Here is a 16,536-nt window from a genome sequence, read left to right as displayed (position 1 = left end):
ACGTTCACGCAGTTCCCCGTGTCACATCTGGGCCGAGAACTTCCGGATCAGCCGCCGGTGACGATGCCGGAACAGCGCACCGACCACCATCCGCACCACCGGTCCCGGCAGCACCGTCCGGGGTTCGGCCCGCAGGGTGTCGGTCACCCGGGTCGAGCCGTCGGGCAGGGCGTCGAGCTCCCGGCGGTGCTCCCACACGCGGCACGACCCCAGGCTCGAGCGCTCCTGGAAGTAGCGCGGCGCCTCCATCCCGGTGATCACCAGGTCGTCGAACTCGACCGGGACGATCCCCGCCAGCAGGATCCACGCCCGCCCCGCCGGGCGACCGAGCGGGAGGTCCGCGATCGACGCCCCCCGCAGCGACCTGGGGAACCGCATCGTCAGCAACGGGCCGAACTCGTCCGCGACGCCCTCGGCCGTGACGACCCGCGCCCACACCTGGTCCCGGGGCGCGGGCACGACGCTCGAGCGCACGACCACCACGCCGGGGGTCCGAACAGCGGCCCGCCCGTCACCGCGGCGCATGGCCGCCGGTCCTCGCGGCCGGTTCGGCGGGAACGGTCTCGCCGTCGTGGTCGTGGAGGCGCACCTCGTCGTCGTCCCCGGCGGGGTGAGCCGCGCTGTCGGGTCCGGACACCTCGTCGCGCCCGGGCACCAGGCCCGGCCCGAGGTCCTCACCGCCGCCGGCAGAACCGCCGCCGTCCGGGCCGCCCCGGGCCGCGCTGCCGCCGTCCGCGCCGCCCCGGGCCGCGAGGTGGCGCACGACGGTGTTGGCCATCGCCGTGACCGGCACCGCGAACAGCGCGCCCACGACACCGAACAGGTACGTCCCGGCCGTGACCACGAGGATCACCGCCAGCGGGTGCAGCGCCACGGCGTGGCCCATCAGCAGTGGCTGGAGCACGTGCGACTCGACCTGGTGGACGACCACGACGATCGCCAGCATCGCGACCGCGATCGCCGGCCCCCGCTCGACCAGCGCCAGGACCGTGGGGATCACCCCGGCGACGAGGGTGCCGACGATGGGCACGAACGACGCGAGGAACACCACCACGACGATGGGGATCACGAACGGCACGCGCAGCAGCAGCGCGCCCAGGCCGACCCCGGCGGCGTTGATCGCGGCCACGGTGAGCTGCGTGCGGGTGTAGGCGCCGAGGCTGCCCCAGCCACGGCGGAACGCGGTGTCGACGTGCTCGCGGCTCGCCCGCGGCAGCCACCGGACGAAGAACTCCCAGAGTTTCTCGCCGTGGTAGAGGAAGAAGAACAGCGACACCAGGCAGATGAGCACGCCCGCCACGGCGTCCACGGCCGTGTGTCCGAACTGGACCGCGCCGGCCGCGACCGCCTCGGAGTTCGACTCGATCCAGGTGCGGGCCTGGGCGACGGCCTCCTGCAGTCGGTCCGCGGTGAGGTGCAGCGGGCCGTCCTCGAGCCACCGCAGGGCGGCGTCGGTGCCCGACGAGATCTGGTCGCGCATCCGGGGTACGCCGGTCGCGAGCTGGGTGGTGACCGCCGCGAGCGCGGCGAGGATGACCGCGAGGACCCCGACGACGACGACGAGGGCCGCGGCCGCCCGAGGGACCCGCTCCGGGATGCGGTCCACCATCGGGCGGAGCATGGCCGCGAGCAGGACCGCGATCGCCAGGGGCGCGATGATCACCGACAGCCGACCGACCGCCTGCCCGACGAGCCACCCGCCGCCCGCGATGAGCAGCAGGCACGCCGACCAGCCCGCCGCCAGCACGACCGGGTACGGCAGGTGCGCCCGGTCGAAGGGAGCGGCGGTCGGCGAGCCCTGGGTCATGACCTCGATGTTAAAGCCTTTTCAAGACTTCTCAGGTCACATCACGGGGCGAGGTCGGTCCAGCCCACGAAGCCACTCGGATCGTGGCGGCCCAGCACGCCGTGCTCGAACATGCCCCAGCCCTCCGCGCCGTCACACGTGGCCCGGGCGATGTGATCGATGGTCTGGTACGGCATGAACGCCGGGAGCTCGGGGTCCGTGAAGTCGTACGCCGTGGACAGGCTCCAGCCGCGCCCCTTCCACTGGCCGTGCTGCCAGTCCGGGTCGCCCACGTATCCGGATCCCATGCTCAGCGGGATGTAGCCGAGGGTCTCCACCTCCACCACCAGGGGTTCACCGCTGGGCGTGGTGAGGTGGATCCGCGCCGACTCCGGGTGCCGGGTCCCGCTGCGGTAGGACACCTCCATGCGCGGCCAGCCCAGCTGTTCGATCCGGCCGTCGGCAAAGGTGCGGGTGGCGTGGTTGAGGGTGCGGTACCCGTCCGGGCTCTCCTGCATGATGATCATGAGCGCGTAGTCGTCGAACCGCAGCGGGACGTACGTCCACCAGTGGCCCTCACGCGGCTCGTCGGCCGAGCGACCCTTGGGCTCCGGGTCGCCGCTGGGACGAATGCCCCACGAGCGGTCCCGGGTACCCATCCACACGTCCGGGTCCACCGAATAGTCGGTGCCCTCGACGGTGAGCGTGCCGGACCAGCTGCCCACCTGGGCGAAGCGCGTGGCATCGAGAATCGGTCGGGGCCCGTCGAGCAGCATGTGCCGCTCCTCGAGGACCGCCTCGAACGAGCCGTGCCAGGAGAGGTCGAACGAGAAGTCCTCGTGCTCGCAGAGCAGGCGGACGGTTCGCAGCGGCTCGATCACCTCGACCCGGTACCCACCCACGATCGAGTCGAGGGACCGCTCGTCGCTGGCATCGGAGAAGCGGACCGAGCGCTGTCGATCGCCCTGCCGGACGGTGGCGAAGGCGTCGATCACGCCGAGATTCGGGTACACGCCCAGGCCGGTGACGAGATAGACGTCCCCGGTCCGGTCATGGGCGTTGAAGTAGTAGCGGTCGTAGAAATTGCGGTCACTCGTGGCGACCTGCGCCATCGACAGCGGGGACTGGTGGACCGGGTACTCGTCGAGGGGCGCGGGCTTGATCGTCATGGACTCTCCTTAGGTTTCTGGGGCGGTGGAGTGGGGCGGTTCGTACCGGGTGTCAGTCGGCGATCATCCGCGCGAGCATGGCGTGGTGCAGGACGTCCTCGTCCGGGTTCTCGTGCGCCTCGACCTCGCCGAAGTGGACGCGTCGGCGCTCGATCTGCGACATCACGATGCCGTGGCGCAGGGCGGCGTAGGTGCGGAAGAACTCCAACTCGCGAACCGGTGACCCGGTGAGCTCCTCGTATCGGGCGACCACGGCCCCGTGGGGGAACAGATCAGTTAGGCCGGGGAAGTCCCACTGCTCGGCGATCTCCTGGAACATGTCGGGGAAGAACAGGAACCACCCCAGGTCGAGCTCCGGCGTCGCGAGCGTGGCCGACTCCCAGTCGAGCACGGCGGCGGGCTCGACCCCGTCGAACATGATGTTGCCGATCCTGGCGTCGCCCCAGCAGAGCACGTCCGGCGACAGCTCGGTGGGCCAGTTCTCCTCGATCCAGTCGAACGCCCTCTCCGGGACCGGGATCCGGAGACCGTCCTCCCACTGGGTCCACTCGTAGTAGGCGCGCTCGTTCTCCACGTGTGCCCGAAGACTGTCGACGCCGGCGGCCGGCGCGGCATCCCCGAGCGCGGTCCGTGGGTCCGGTGTGCCGTGAACCCGGGCCAGGACGTCCACGCTCACCTCGCGCACCCGCGCCCGGCCGGTCTCGCCCAGCTCCTCCACCACCCAGCCGCCGAACACGTACGGCGGGTTGTCGACGGGGACCCGGCCGGAGACACGGTCCATCACCAGGAAGGGCACGCCCAGGATCTCGGGCGAGTCCTCGACCCAGCGGACGTCGGGCACCGGCAGGTCGGTCCGCTCGCGGACGGCGCGCATCACGGCGGCCTGCCCGGCCAGGTCGTAGTCGGGGAACACCGGGAACGAGGAGGCCTCCGGCGCGAGTCGGGCCACCAACGCCGCGCGCTCGTCACGCCCGTCCGCGGTCCACTCGGCGTCGAGCAGCACGGAGATGCTCGACATGCCCGAGCTCTCGGGGCGCCGGATCGACGTCACGCGGACCGGTCCCGTGCTGCCCACCCGCTCGGCCAGCCACGTCTCCAGTCGGGCCCGGACCTCGTCGAGGTCGGTGGTCGAGGTGATGCTGTCGGTCCGAACCGCCGCCCGACTCCTCTCGGCGCGCGCACAACAAGCACGCGGTCCGCACGAGCCTGCTGCAGGCCGCCCGTCAGCTCTTCGCCGAACGCGGGGTCGCCGAGACCACGGCGGAGGAGATCGCCGAGGCGGCCGGCGTCTCCCGCGCGACGTTCTTCAACTACTTCCGGAACAAGCACGGCATCGTCATCGCTCTCCACGACGCCCACGTGGCCATACTCGGACTCCTTGTCGACGACCTGCTGTCCGAGCCGCTGACCACCGCCGGTCGGCTCGATCGCTTGTTCGCGGACGTCGCCGCCACCGCCGCCGCCGCGCCGGTCTACTTCGCGTCGCTGACCGGCGAGCTCGAGCGTGAACTCGCCGTCCCCGCCGTCAGCGCCGCCCGCACCGAGCAGCTGACCTCTACCCTGGTGCGACTTCTGACCCCGGGAGTGGCCGCCGGGGAGGTGCGCGAGGACCTGCCACTGCGCTTCCTCGCCCAGATGGTCGGCTCCACCTACATCTCGGTGATCCGCTACTGGCGTGAGTCGCCGGACTACGACATCACGCTCAACAGTGCCCGGGCGTCGCATTTCCTGACCGGCGCCCTCGCACCAGGGACGGGCTGACCCGACGGTCACCGGAACCACGACGGCCGCCGGCCCCGGAGGCGCGAAGTTTACGTCGCCCCGCGTGGTCGCGCGACAGGTTGCGGACCTCCGCCAGAGGAGCAGAATCGCCGGCACGGCTGGAAAAGCCAGTGCACCCAGAACGATTCTCATCCCGAAGGAGTGCCGATGCCCGACAAGAAGTCCGACTCCAAGTCTGCCGCCCGATCCGCGGCCGAGAAGCTCGTCGACAAGGCCGAACAGTTCGCCGACGACCTGGCCGGCAGCGCCGACGTCGTCCCCGGTACGCCGGGATCGCGACCGCCGACCGTCGCCGAGCCCACCGAGCCCACCAGCCCGCTGCCGCCGAAGGCCGACCAGAAGGGCGCGACCCCGCACGGCCCGACCGGCGCGGAGCCGCCCGGCTCGGTCACCGCTCGCGAGGAGGTCATGCGTCAGCAGGGCCAGTTCCTCACCACCGCCCAGGGCGCGCGCCTGTCCGACACCGATCACTCGCAGAAGGCCGGTCGTCGCGGCCCGGTCCTGCTTCAGGACCACCACCTACGCGAGAAGATCATGCACTTCGACCACGAGCGCATCCCGGAGCGCGCGGTCCACGCCCGCGGGGCCGGTGCGCACGGGACGTTCGTGGCCAACGGCGCCGCAGCGAGCGTCTGCAAGGCCGGGGTCTTCGCCGAGGGCAAGGAGACCGAGGTCTTCGTCCGCTTCTCCACCGTGCTCGGTAACCGCGGCTCCGCCGACACCGTCCGCGACACCCGCGGATTCGCGACCAAGTTCTACACCGACGAGGGCACCTGGGACCTGGTCGGCAACAACATCCCGGTGTTCTTCATCCAGGACGCCATCAAGTTCCCCGACGTCGTCCACGCCGCCAAGCCGCACCCGGACCGCGAGATCCCGCAGGCCCAGAGCGCGCACGACACCTTCTGGGACTTCGTCTCCCTGCACACCGAGGCGCAGCACCACACCCTGTGGAACATGTCCGACCGCGGAATCCCGCGCTCGTACCGGATGATGGAGGGCTTCGGCGTCCACACGTTCCGGCTCATCAATGACGCCGGCGAGACGAGCCTGGTGAAGTTCCACTGGAAGCCCCACCTGGGCGTCCACTCGCAGGTGTGGGAGGAAGCCCAGATCACCGCCGGCATGGACCCGGACTTCCACCGCCGCGACCTTGCCGACGCGATCGAGTCCGGCGCGTTCCCGAGCTGGGACCTGGGCATCCAGGTCTTCCCGGACACGGTCGACGAGAACGGCGTCAGCGAGATGTTCCACGGCATCGACCTGCTCGACCCGACCAAGATCGTCCCCGAGGAGCTCGCACCGGTGCAGGTGATCGGCACGATGACGCTCAACGCCAACGTCAAGAACTTCTTCGCGGAGACCGAGCAGGTCGCGTTCCACCCGGGCCACCTCGTGCCGGGCATCGACGTCACCAACGACCCGCTACTGCAGGGCCGACTGTTCTCCTACCTCGACACCCAGCTCACGCGTCTGGGCGGTCCGAACTTCGGCCAGATCCCCATCAACCGGCCGCACGCGCCCGTCAACGACATGCTCCGCGACGGGTTCCACCAGTCCGCGGACCACGTGGGCGTGGCGCCGTACCAGCCCAACAGCCTCGACGGGGGATGCCCGTTCATGGCGGGCACCACCGACGGTGCGCTGGTGGAGGTGGCGCAGCAGATCGCCGACGCGCAGGTCGTCCGCGACGCCCCGGCGACGTTCGACGATCACTACTCGCAGGCGACGCTGTTCTACACCAGCCTCACCGAGGTGGAGAAGGCGCACGTCGCCGAGGCGTACACCTTCGAGCTGGGCAAGTGCTACGAGGAGGCCATCAAGATCCGGCAGGTCGAGCAGCTCGCGCACATCGACCATGACCTGGCCGTCACCGTCGCGTCGGGGCTGGGACTGCCCGCGCCCGCGAAGGTGCCCGTGGCCGAGGTCGTCACCAGCCCGGCCCTGTCCCAGATCGGCAAGGAGTGGCCGTCCGACGGGCGCCAGATCGGCATCCTCGTCACGGAGAACTCCGACGTCGGCGCGGTCAAGGAACTCGAGCAGGCCGTGTTCGGCGACGACATGGTCCCGCTCGTGATCGGCCCGGTCGGCGGCAGGCTCGGCGAGGGCGAGCCCGATGCGACGGTCGCGATCTCGCGGACCTATCAGACGCAGCGGTCCATCGAGTTCGATGCCCTCGTCGTCGTCGACCTCCCCGCCCACCCGCGGACCGACGTGCTCATCAGCGAGATGTACCGGCACAAGAAGGCCATCGCCACCCTGGCGCCCATCGACCGGTACGTCGACTTCGGACTGACCTCGGACACCCCGGGCGTGGTCGCGGTCGACGCAGCGGCCGGCGTGCTGCCCGCACTCAAGCCGCTGCTGGCCACCCACCGGGCGTGGGAGCGGCCCGACCCGGCCCGCATCTGACGCAGGGCACGGAGCAGTAGACGGACACCGTGGGTCGGGGATCGCGAGAGGTCCCCGACCCACGGCGTGCGCGGGTAGCGTCTCGGCCATGAGCGACCACCCCGCCACCCGTGAGGCCGCCGCCCGCGAGAGTCCTGCCGGTCTCCGCCTCGAGGCGCGGCGGGTGATCACGGCTCCGGCGGACCGCGTGTTCGCCGTACTGTGCGATCCGGACGGCCACGTGGCGATCGACTCCTCGGGGATGCTCCAGGCGGCCGAAGGATCGGTGGTCACCGCCGAGGGCGACCGGTTCGTCATCCACATGGACCGCGAGTCCCTCGGCGACTACGACATGGGCGAGTACGACGTCACGGTGATCATCACCCGGTTCGAGCCGGACGCCGAGATCGCCTGGACCATCGACGGGGCCATCACGTCCCCGATCGGCCACACCTACGGCTACCGCCTCATCCCGCTGGGCAATGGCGATAACGGCGATGGCGACGGCGCCGAGGGGGCGCGTACCGAGGTCGTCAGCTATTACGACTGGTCCGATGCGCACCCGAAGTGGCGCGACTCGGGAGTACTGCCGGTGCTGGACGCATCGGCGCTCAAGGCGACGCTCGGAATTCTCGACCGGGCGGTCAGGAGGGGATATGTCCGCGGCTGATCCGAATGCCCACCGGCCGGACCTGTGGTTCTCCCGCGACGGCATGGAGCTGCGCGCGGTGGACTCCGGGCCCGCCGACGGCGAGGCGATCGTCCTGCTCCACGGGTTCCCGCAGCGCACCTCCAGCTGGGACCTCGTGTCTCCGCTCCTGCACGCGGCCGGGTACCGCACCCTGGCGCTGGACCAGCGCGGGTACTGCGAGTCCGCCCGCCCCCGTGGTCGACGCGCGTACCGGCTGTCGGAACTGGTGGGGGACGTCCTCGCCCTGCTCGACGCCGCCGGCCTGCCCGACGCCCACGTGGTGGGTCACGACTGGGGCGCCGCCGTGGCGTGGGGTGTCGCCGGGGCGCACCCCGACCGCATCCGCAGCCTCACCGCCGTGTCGGTGCCCCACCCCGCCGCCTTCCTCAAGGCCATGTTCGCCTCCGACCAGCTACTGCGATCCTGGTACATCGGGCTCTTCCAGCTGCCGTTCCTGCCGGAGCGACTGCTCACCTCGGCCGGTCCGCTGCCCGAGAAGGCCCTGGCCGGGATGGGTATGACGCCCGAGATGATCGAGCGCTACCGGCGTGAGATGGTCGCCGCCGGCGCGATCCCCGGGGGACTCGGCTGGTACCGGGCCCTGCCCTTCGCCTCACCGTCCCGCTCGACCGCGCCGGTCCGTGTGCCCACCACGTTCGTGTGGAGTGACCGCGACCCGGCCCTGGGCCGCGGGGGCGCCGAGCGGACCCGCCACCACGTGGACGCCGACTACCGGTTCGTCGAGATGAGCGGGGTCAGTCACTGGATCCCCGACGAGCGGCCGGCAGAGCTGGCCGATGCAATCGTGGCCCGCGCCCGGTCGACCGCGGACGGCTCGGGTCCCGGGGCCTGAACTCCACCGCACCGGGTGCGCGCGGCCCGGTGCGGTGTCAGGCTGGGCCGATGTTCTTCATCTTCGGCTTCACGAACTCGTCCCGGAACCTCGGGCTGGCCCGGGCCACGTGCCCGAACTGCGGCAACGTCGCCGCACAGCGGGTCGACCGTCGCAAGCGGGCGTTCTCTCTGTTCTTCGTCCCCATCATCCCGCTGGGGTCGTCGTACACGGCCACGTGCACGGCGTGCGGCATCACCACCAAGATCGACCGGTCGCGGGCCGACGGGATCCTGTCCGGCGCGTACTGATCCGGCCGCTCAGCTCTCGCGCGCTGGCACCGCTGGGGCCGTGGCCCTGTCCTCCCACGGAGGCGGGATCGTGGCGGCGACCGACGCGGCCAGGAGGGTCGCGCCGCAGCCGAACATCAGACCGACCCGGAATCCGGCCTCGGTGGGGACGAACAGCCCCTCGAAGTCCATGGACATCTGGGTGAGCAGCACGCCGAGCACCGCGGCAGAGGTCGTGGTGCCGATGGAGCGCATGAGTGTGTTGACGCTGTTGGCCGAGCCCATCTCGGAGGTGGGCACCGAGGCCATGATCAGCGCGGGCATCGCACCGTAGGCCAGCCCCACACCGCCGCTCACCACGATGCCGACGGTCATCACACCCCAGGTCGATCCCATGAGGAACAACCCGGATGCATAGCCGACCGCGACCACCAGCGCTCCCAGGATGAGCGTGGTCTTGGGACCGCGGGTGCCGATGAGGCGCCCGCTGAGTGGGGAGACCGCCATCATCGCCAGCCCGCCGGGCGCACTCCACAACCCCATGGCCACCATCGACTGCCCCAACCCGTGTCCGGTCTCGACCGGGAGCTGAAGAATCTGGGGCATGATCAGCAGCTGCGCATAGAGGCCCATGCCGATGGTCACCGAGGCGATGTTGGTCATCAGGACGGGGCGACGGGCGGCAACCCGCAGGTCCACGATCGGTGACGGGTGCCGGGGGACCCACAGCGCCCATCCGGGCAGCGAGACCGCGGTGAGCGCCAGCAGGCCGAGGGTCAACGGGGAGCCCCAGCCCCAGTCGGCGCCCTTGGACACCGCGAGCAGCAGCGAGATGAGAGCGATCGCGAGCCCCACCGCGCCGACGACGTCGAGCGTGCCGTCCGGTTTGGCGGCCGGCAGCGTCCGGAGACGCACCGTCATCATCACGATGATCGCCACGCCCAGGGCCCCGGACCCCCAGAACATCCACTGCCACGAACCGTATTGCGCCAGGGCGGCCGCCGCCGGGAGCCCGAGCGCCCCTCCCACTCCGAGCGAGGAGCTCATCAGACTGATCGCCGGTGCGAGTCGACGCGCCGGGAGGATCTCGCGCATCGTGGCGATGCCGATCGGGATCACACCGATTCCCACGCCCTGCAGGGCGCGCCCGATGAGCATCGGCCACAGCGAGGTGGCCAGTGCGCACAGCACCGAGCCGACGACCATGACCGCCGTGCAACCGATGAGCACGTACTTCTTCGGATAGAGGTCTCCCAGTCGTCCCATGAGCGGACCGGCCACCGCTCCGGCGAGCAGCGTGATGGTGACGACCCAGGAGGCGTTGACCGCGGAGGTGTTGAGAATCGCCGGCAGCATGCCCAGCAGCGGGATGACCAGCGTCTGGCTGAGGGACATGACGACGCCGCCGAAGGCGAGGACCGCGATGAGGCCGTTCTCGTCCGACCGGACGGTGTCGGCGCCCCCACCGCGCGTTCGTGCCATCATCCCGTGTCCTTCCGACCGAGGCTCACGTCCGGAGCCTCTCGTCGGACATTACAGACAGGTGTCGAACGGGTTCTCGTTCCGGGCACGACCACGTCGTTCGACATGACGGTCCGTGATGGCGGAATCCTCGCTCACTATTGTCTACCGCTGTCCGCGGTGCGACGATGAGCGGGTGGACACCACCGGCTCGACCCGGCGGATCACCCGCCGGCCCACCGTCGCCGTGGGGGCGTTCCTCGCCGCCACGGCCGTCGCACTGACCGCCGCCGTCACGGCCCCGGCCACCGCGAACGCCCAGGACTCCTCCGAGGCCATCCCGCTCCTGTTCCCTGCTCCTGACCGCATGATCGCCGTGGGCGGCTCACCCTCCGGGTTGTGCGCAGGCGCGATCTCCACCACGCTCGACGGCGACGGGTACCCGGACACGGCATCCGTCTCCTGGGCCTTCGCCGTCGTCGGGGTGGGCCCGTGCACCCTCACGGCCACCCTCTCGTGGCGCAACCTCGACACCGGCGCCACCGGGGAGAAGGTCGCACAGGTCCCGTTCCCGCGGATCTCGACGGGCATCCCCGATCCGATCTCCCACCCCTACGAGGCGCAGATCTCCACCGGCCCGGGCCGGGTCGAATACCGACTCACCACCACCGGCGGGGCCGTCGCCGGGCCGATCGTCGTGGAGACGGTCGCCTACGACGGCTGACGACGCCGGGGGCGCGCAGCACCCGGACCGGGCGGGCGTTCCGGGCCGAGCATTTTGTTGGTTGCCAAACCGGTTCCAGTAGGGGACGTGAGCATCCCAGGATGTGCTCTCACCAGTGCTGGCAGGAACGGGTGTTCGTAAGTCGGGAGTAGGCGGTCTGATCGCGGTTTCTCGAGCGGCGAATTACTCTGTGGCACTCTCCACGCCGGTAACAGGAATTGTTTCGTGTTACCTGTTTCCGCTGTTACCGATTGCTCGGTGATTTTCGGAGAATCACCTCTGGCAGTGCTCACGTACGGCGGCGATGTATTCGGCGTACGTACCTGCCGCGTCAACGGCGTGGCGCTCAATGGTCGATGGGTGATAGCCCAGGACGTCGGCGATGATGGCGGCCGGGGCGGTTTTGCTGAGTTCATGCAGTGTGCCGAGCCGGGCGGCGCGGGCGCTGACGAGGTGGTCTCGTAGCCGGAGGCGTAGGTGCATCGGGTCGATGTGCCGGCCGGGGGAATGCCCTCTGAAGACCCAGTTGCTTCTCGGGTGAGCGGCGGTCTGGTCGTGGCCGGGGTTGGCCAGGAGTTCACGCCACGGCCCGTCGAGCGGGGTGGGCAACGCGATCGGGCCGCTGCCGAGCGTAATGGTCGTCAGATCTTCGGTCACGGTGATGTCGTCCCAGGTCAGGGCGGCAATATCCTGGATCTGTTGGCCGAAGACTAGGACTAGAATCGCCGCGGCTTTGTCGCGTGTGGTCAGGGTGTCGCCGTCCACTATTCGATCTAGGGCGGCGCCTTGCTCGGTGGCGCTGAGTTTGGTGCTGTTACCGCGGCGATGGCGGGGCACGGTGAGCCCTGGTGGGGCGTTTTTGGTGTCCATGGCCCAGCCGAGGAACCGGTCGATGAGCAGTCGCGTGGTTGGCCCGCCGGCGATCCAGGCGTCGACCTCGCCCTGGCCGACGTCGGCGAGCGTGATGTCGCGCTCGCCGAGCCAGTTGAGGAAGTTGATCGCGACGGTGACGGTCTGCTTGCTGCGCAGGAAGGTGCCGTGGGGGACGGGGTTCATCTGGTTCATGCGCCGCAGATGGTGCCAGTGGACATAGCGGTCAATGACGGCCCGGTGGGTGTCCTCGGTCAGCCTCTCCAGTGCTGTGTCCGCCCAGTCTTGGTAGCGGACAAGCAGCTCGTCGCGTCGGGGCAGGACACCGTGCTCGACAAGGAGCCCGCGCACGTAGTCGCGGGTGCGCGAGCGTGGGAGCGCATCGATCGCCTCGTGCGTGAGCTCCGGGAGGGAGGCCAGCTGGTTCAGGAATTCGGTGACGTGCCGCTGGCGGATCCAGGTCATTCCACTGTTGGCGCGTTTCATCGATTTCAATGCCTCCGCCAGGGGGATTAGCCTCTCGGCGATGGTGCCGGTGTCCGGGTTGGTCAGCAGTCCGTCGACGGTCTCGCTCAGTGCGCATGGCCAGCACAGGCCGGCGCGGTAGATCTCGTCCTCGGCGCCGCAGCGCACGCAATCGATGTTGAGGGTGATCTGGGCGCACGCCCGGCAGGCCGGGCGCCCATGGACTCGGCCCGGTAAGACGCCGATGTGGCCGCAGTCGCAGGTGCCGCGGGTGCGTTTGGCCTGCTGGTAGCAGTAGCCGCAGATCTGGTCCTCCGGGCCCCAGGTGACCACAAGGGGGTAGCCCAAGCCGCAGCGATCACACGGACACACGCGACGTAGGTCCGGATCGTCGGGTTTGCGGGGCCTGGCCATCGGTACCGGTCAATCCTCGTTGTCGCCCCGGACGAGTCTCACCCGGCGGGCGATCGGCTGGCCGGGTGCCACCCCCAGGTCTTCCGGCCGGGCCGGCGCCTGCGCGGTGGCTGCTGCCCGCATCTCCACGAACGGTTCGAACAGCTCACCCGGTTCGCAGTCGAGGATGTCGCAGAGCGCGGCGAACGTGCGTGCCGGGATCCGCTCTGGTGTGCCGGTCACCAGCCGGTAGACCTGACTCTCGGACAGGTTGATGCCCCGAGACCTCAACAACGGCACCAGTTCGGTGCTCTTCCACAGGTTGCGCTGCGCCATCATCGTCCGCAGATTCCAGCGATACCCGATGCGTCGTTGCTCAGCCATCAGCGTCTCCGTCCTGCTTCCTGCCGCGGCCGTCCAGCCGCGAAGCGATCATGCGCTGAATGGTCTTCTGTTTGAAATCGTCGCCGACCGAGGTGTACAGCCCGGTGACCGACGCATAGGCATGACCGACTTGAGTCTGCACGAACGCCGGGTCGTAGCCGGCCTCGATCAAGTGCGTGACGTAGGAATGTCGCAGGCAGTGCAGTCCGAGCTCTTTCGGCAAGCCGGCACCCTCGCGGGCGGCGGCGAAGGCATCACTCAAGCTACCCACTCTTATCCGCTCGGCGCGCTCGCTCGGCCATAGCGCCGCCGAGCGGTCAGCAGTAGCGAAATGCGCTCGACCACGCTCGGTGATCCAGAATCGGAGCAGGTCAACCACCCAGTCGAACTCCGGGACCGTCAACACGGTTCGTCGTCGCGGCCCCGACCCGGCGGTGCCTTTGGCCCACCGGACGGTCACCGCGCCGAAGTCGCCGTACGCAGGCACATGCGGGTTGGGGCCGAAATCCTGCACGTCCAACATCGCCACCTCGCGACGCCGAAGCCCATAGGCGTAGCAGACCTTGAACGCGATCGAGTCCCGCAACAGGGGCAGCCAGCGCTTACTCCCAGCAGCGAACTCACGATCGACCCGGTCGTCCACGTCATCAAACAGTCTCTGCAGCTCCGTGGCCGTAAAGGCCCGGCGCCCGGCCGGAACAGCATCCTCGCAGGTGTGCCGCGGGGTGTTCCACTCGAACGCGATCTGGGCCGGAACATCGTCGAAGACCCGTTGGCACAGCGCACCCCACCCGTAGCTCGAGCTCGAGACGTAGGCACAGAACATCGCGATGGCATTGCTGTCCGAACGCAGCGTCGTCCAGCTCACCGGCTTCTCACCCGAGCGCCGCCCAGCCATGTAGTCATCCAGATCGACCGGTCGCCACGACCACGGGAACGTCCCCGCAAACTCCTGGAACCGGCGCAGCACCCCGCAGCGCCCGTCGATCGTCGCTCTCGTCAGCCCACGCGCCAGCATCTGCGCCCGCCAACCCTCGACCATTGCTTCAAACACGCGGTCCTCGGCGCGGAACAGGCCAACCTCACCGTCGCGCAACAGCCGCGGAACGAACCCAGGAACACCGTCCACGCCGACCTCCGACCCGTGGAAACCTGCATCTAATGCAAGAAACCTACGGGACGCTGGACCGACGCACAAGCATCACATCCGCGGCGTCGACACTGCACCAGCCAAACCCGGCACCCACCAGCACAAACCCAATCATCGCAGGTAGACGGCAGTAACCGCACCTACCGGAACCCCCGAGAGTTGAGCGCCGATAAGTATCGTTATGTAAAGTGAACGATGCCGAGTTGTAGATTGTGCGAACTCGGCCCCTCCCCGAACTGCCCCTCGCCCGTAGTGCCCGACAGGCCGCGTGACCTGCGCGTGAACAGGTGCCGGGCCAGCGCTTCCGCCCTTGTTGGACCGTGACCGCCAGCCGATGGCTGGATGGTGGTGGCGCTGCTACCTGCGGCCTCTTGTCGCGATTCGCATTTCATGCGACACTTTCGCACAACACGCGAGCCATTTTTGGGCGGTGCGAGATGTCGCAGCAGGATCTTCCTCCAGGGTCGGCGCGGTTGCAGCTGGCCGACGGTATCGCTGTTCTACGTCCGGAAGCCTCGGTGTTCGAGGCGATGGTCACCGGCTGGTCTCACCAGCAGCTGGCACCGAACCTCTCTGCCGGCACGATCTCGGCGCAGGTAGCAACGATCCGGCGGTTCCAGGGCTTCTGTGAGGTCGAGGGACCGTGGGCCTGGACGCCCGCGATGGCCGATGACTGGATCACCGAACTGCGCGGGATCCAGAGCCTGTCAAGATAATTGTGTGAGTTTTGGTTAGTGATGTCTGTCACATGTGGGGGTCGAAGCGTTCCGGGTAGGCCAGTGCGAGTTCGGCCAGTGCGGCTCGCCAACCGTGGATGGTGGCGCCTTCGACGAGTCTGGGGATCGATTTCCGGGGGCCTGCGTGGCCGTCTGCTCGGCGTTGAGCGTCCTTGGCGCGTTCTCGGTCTCGTCGGTCCTCGATGTTGCGTATGGCTAGCCATAGCAGCTTGATCGCGGCGGCATCGCTGGGGAAGTGCCCGCGGTTCTTGGTGATCTTGCGCAGCTGGTAGTTCAGCGACTCGATCGAGTTCGTGGTGTAGATCAGCTTGCGTGTGGCTGGGCCGAAGGCCAGGAACGGGATGAACCGCTCCCAGGCGGCCTCCCACGACCTGACGGCGGTGGGGTACTTGGCGCCCAGCGGCGATTCGGCGAAGGCCTCCAGTGCGGCTCTGGCGGCCTCGGTGTTGGCGGCGGTGTAGATCGGCTTGAGTGCCTTGGCCACGTTCTTGCGGTCGCTGTAGGACACGAACCGCATCGAGGCCCGGATCAGGTGCACCACGCAGGTCTGCACCTCTGCGAAAGGCCAGGTCGCGGCAATCGCCTCGGACAGTCCGGTCAGCCCGTCGCAGGCCACGATCAGGACGTCTTTGACGCCGCGATTGGCCAGTTCGGCGCACACGCTGGCCCAGAACGCCGCGCCTTCCTTGGCCTGCACCCAGATGCCGAGCACGTGCTTGACGCCCTCAAGATCGACCCCGACCGCGATGTGGGCAGCGCGGGTCTTCACGTGGGCTCCATCGCGGATCTTGATGTGGATCGCGTCCAGGAACACCACCGGGTAGAACGCCTCCAACGGGCGGTGCTGCCAGGCGGCGACTTCGTCCAGGACCGCGTCGGTGACGTTGGCGATGGACTCGTGCGACAGCTCCACCCCCAGGGTCCGCGCGAGGTGGTGCTCGATCTCCCGGACGGTCATCCCGCCGGCGTACAGCGAGATGATCTGGTCCTCCAGCCCGCCGAGCCGGCGGGCGCCCTTCGGGACGAGCTGGGAGGCGAACGAGCCCTGCCGATCGCGGGGCTGATCCAGTTCCACCGGGCCGACCTCGGTGGCCACGGTCTTGCGCGAAGTGCCGTTGCGGTGGTTTCCGTCCCCGCCACGGGCGTGGGCATCGCGGCCCAGATGCTCGGTCAGCTCGGCGCCCATGCCCCGCTCAAGGACGGCCTTGAGCATCTCGTTCAAAAAGCCGTCCTTGCCAGTCAACTCCAACCCTCGCGAACGGGTCTCGGCGAGTACGTGATCAATCAGCGCATCCGAGAACACCTCCCGGCGAAGCCCAGCAGCATCTGATACATCCGTAGCGTCGTGGTCGTCAACAGCCATAGCGTTCATGATTCCTCCTCCGGATCAACTCACACAGACCATCTGACA

Annotated in this window: 16 protein-coding genes and 1 pseudogene; 8 read left to right on the top strand and 9 right to left on the bottom strand. The window is 69.1% G+C overall.

The features are described from left to right. Window positions 1–21: 21 nt before the first annotated feature. Genes OVA21_RS17305 through OVA21_RS17290 form a run of 4 tightly spaced genes read right to left on the bottom strand, consistent with a single transcriptional unit; the run spans window position 22 to window position 3,973 of the window. Entirely contained in the window at window positions 22–525 is a 504-nt protein-coding gene (locus tag OVA21_RS17305; RefSeq protein ID WP_082923862.1) for a hypothetical protein, read from the bottom strand. Continuing rightward, a complete protein-coding gene (locus tag OVA21_RS17300) occupies window positions 512–1,807 on the bottom strand; it encodes an AI-2E family transporter (RefSeq protein ID WP_096906326.1) in 1,296 nt (431 codons plus the stop codon). Before OVA21_RS17300 ends, OVA21_RS17305 begins: the two co-directional genes overlap by 14 nt. Window positions 1,808–1,848: 41 nt before the next feature. Further along, window positions 1,849–2,955 carry a DUF7064 domain-containing protein gene (locus OVA21_RS17295; protein WP_268092942.1) on the bottom strand — a complete coding sequence of 369 codons (1,107 nt, stop codon included), beginning with the start codon at window positions 2,953–2,955 and terminating at the stop codon, window positions 1,849–1,851. A gap of 52 nt (window positions 2,956–3,007) precedes the next feature. Continuing rightward, window positions 3,008–3,973: a phosphotransferase family protein gene (locus tag OVA21_RS17290; protein ID WP_253701989.1), complete on the bottom strand. Its 966-nt coding sequence runs from the start codon at window positions 3,971–3,973 to the stop codon at window positions 3,008–3,010. A 188-nt stretch (window positions 3,974–4,161) separates the two neighbouring features. Here OVA21_RS17290 and OVA21_RS17285 point away from each other — a divergent pair. The 6 genes and pseudogenes from OVA21_RS17285 to OVA21_RS17260 form a co-directional block, all read left to right on the top strand. Beyond that, a pseudogene (locus tag OVA21_RS17285) lies at window positions 4,162–4,290 on the top strand (helix-turn-helix domain-containing protein); the annotation flags it as partial. A gap of 24 nt (window positions 4,291–4,314) precedes the next feature. After that, window positions 4,315–4,716, top strand: coding sequence for a hypothetical protein (locus OVA21_RS17280; protein WP_007626539.1), 402 nt, complete (start codon window positions 4,315–4,317; stop codon window positions 4,714–4,716). A 168-nt stretch (window positions 4,717–4,884) separates the two neighbouring features. Beyond that, entirely contained in the window at window positions 4,885–7,149 is a 2,265-nt protein-coding gene (locus OVA21_RS17275; protein WP_007626538.1) for a catalase, read from the top strand. Between the two features lie 88 nt (window positions 7,150–7,237). Then, a complete protein-coding gene (locus OVA21_RS17270; RefSeq protein ID WP_268092940.1) occupies window positions 7,238–7,798 on the top strand; it encodes a polyketide cyclase in 561 nt (186 codons plus the stop codon). Further along, on the top strand, window positions 7,785–8,672 hold the full coding sequence (locus OVA21_RS17265; RefSeq protein ID WP_007626536.1) for an alpha/beta fold hydrolase: 888 nt from the start codon (window positions 7,785–7,787) through the stop codon (window positions 8,670–8,672). The genes OVA21_RS17270 and OVA21_RS17265 overlap by 14 nt, the downstream gene beginning before the upstream one ends. Window positions 8,673–8,722: 50 nt before the next feature. Next, a complete protein-coding gene (locus OVA21_RS17260; RefSeq protein ID WP_063973118.1) occupies window positions 8,723–8,962 on the top strand; it encodes a zinc-ribbon domain-containing protein in 240 nt (79 codons plus the stop codon). Window positions 8,963–8,971: 9 nt separating this feature from the next. Here OVA21_RS17260 and OVA21_RS17255 read toward each other — a convergent pair whose 3' ends face one another. After that, window positions 8,972–10,426 carry an MFS transporter gene (locus OVA21_RS17255; protein ID WP_132062326.1) on the bottom strand — a complete coding sequence of 485 codons (1,455 nt, stop codon included), beginning with the start codon at window positions 10,424–10,426 and terminating at the stop codon, window positions 8,972–8,974. A 172-nt stretch (window positions 10,427–10,598) separates the two neighbouring features. Between OVA21_RS17255 and OVA21_RS17250 the strand changes: the two genes are divergently transcribed. Next, window positions 10,599–11,126 (top strand): hypothetical protein, encoded by a 528-nt coding sequence (locus OVA21_RS17250; protein WP_268092939.1) that lies wholly within the window; start codon window positions 10,599–10,601, stop codon window positions 11,124–11,126. A 273-nt stretch (window positions 11,127–11,399) separates the two neighbouring features. Here the strand turns inward: OVA21_RS17250 and OVA21_RS17245 are convergent, their stop codons facing one another. The 3 genes from OVA21_RS17245 to OVA21_RS17235 form a co-directional block, all read right to left on the bottom strand. Further along, window positions 11,400–12,809, bottom strand: coding sequence for a Fis family transcriptional regulator (locus OVA21_RS17245; RefSeq protein WP_326493455.1), 1,410 nt, complete (start codon window positions 12,807–12,809; stop codon window positions 11,400–11,402). Between the two features lie 75 nt (window positions 12,810–12,884). Beyond that, window positions 12,885–13,238, bottom strand: a complete 354-nt coding sequence (locus tag OVA21_RS17240) for a helix-turn-helix domain-containing protein (protein ID WP_168547789.1) — start codon at window positions 13,236–13,238, stop codon at window positions 12,885–12,887. Further along, window positions 13,231–14,367 (bottom strand): tyrosine-type recombinase/integrase, encoded by a 1,137-nt coding sequence (locus tag OVA21_RS17235; protein WP_268091518.1) that lies wholly within the window; start codon window positions 14,365–14,367, stop codon window positions 13,231–13,233. The genes OVA21_RS17240 and OVA21_RS17235 overlap by 8 nt, the downstream gene beginning before the upstream one ends. Before the next feature lie 341 nt (window positions 14,368–14,708). On the opposite strand from OVA21_RS17235, the gene OVA21_RS17230 reads away from it, so the two are divergent. Further along, window positions 14,709–15,104, top strand: coding sequence for a hypothetical protein (locus tag OVA21_RS17230; RefSeq protein ID WP_143337722.1), 396 nt, complete (start codon window positions 14,709–14,711; stop codon window positions 15,102–15,104). 28 nt (window positions 15,105–15,132) lie between these two features. Here the strand turns inward: OVA21_RS17230 and OVA21_RS17225 are convergent, their stop codons facing one another. Then, on the bottom strand, window positions 15,133–16,488 hold the full coding sequence (locus OVA21_RS17225; RefSeq protein ID WP_217354165.1) for an IS256 family transposase: 1,356 nt from the start codon (window positions 16,486–16,488) through the stop codon (window positions 15,133–15,135). Between the last annotated feature and the right edge of the window lie 48 nt (window positions 16,489–16,536).

The sequence above is a fragment of the Dietzia sp. SL131 genome (assembly GCF_026672565.1).
GTDB classification, from domain to species: Bacteria; Actinomycetota; Actinomycetes; order Mycobacteriales; family Mycobacteriaceae; genus Dietzia; species Dietzia kunjamensis.
The sequence above is the reverse complement of the archived record's forward strand: the minus strand, read 5'-3'. Positions and strand labels throughout refer to the sequence as shown.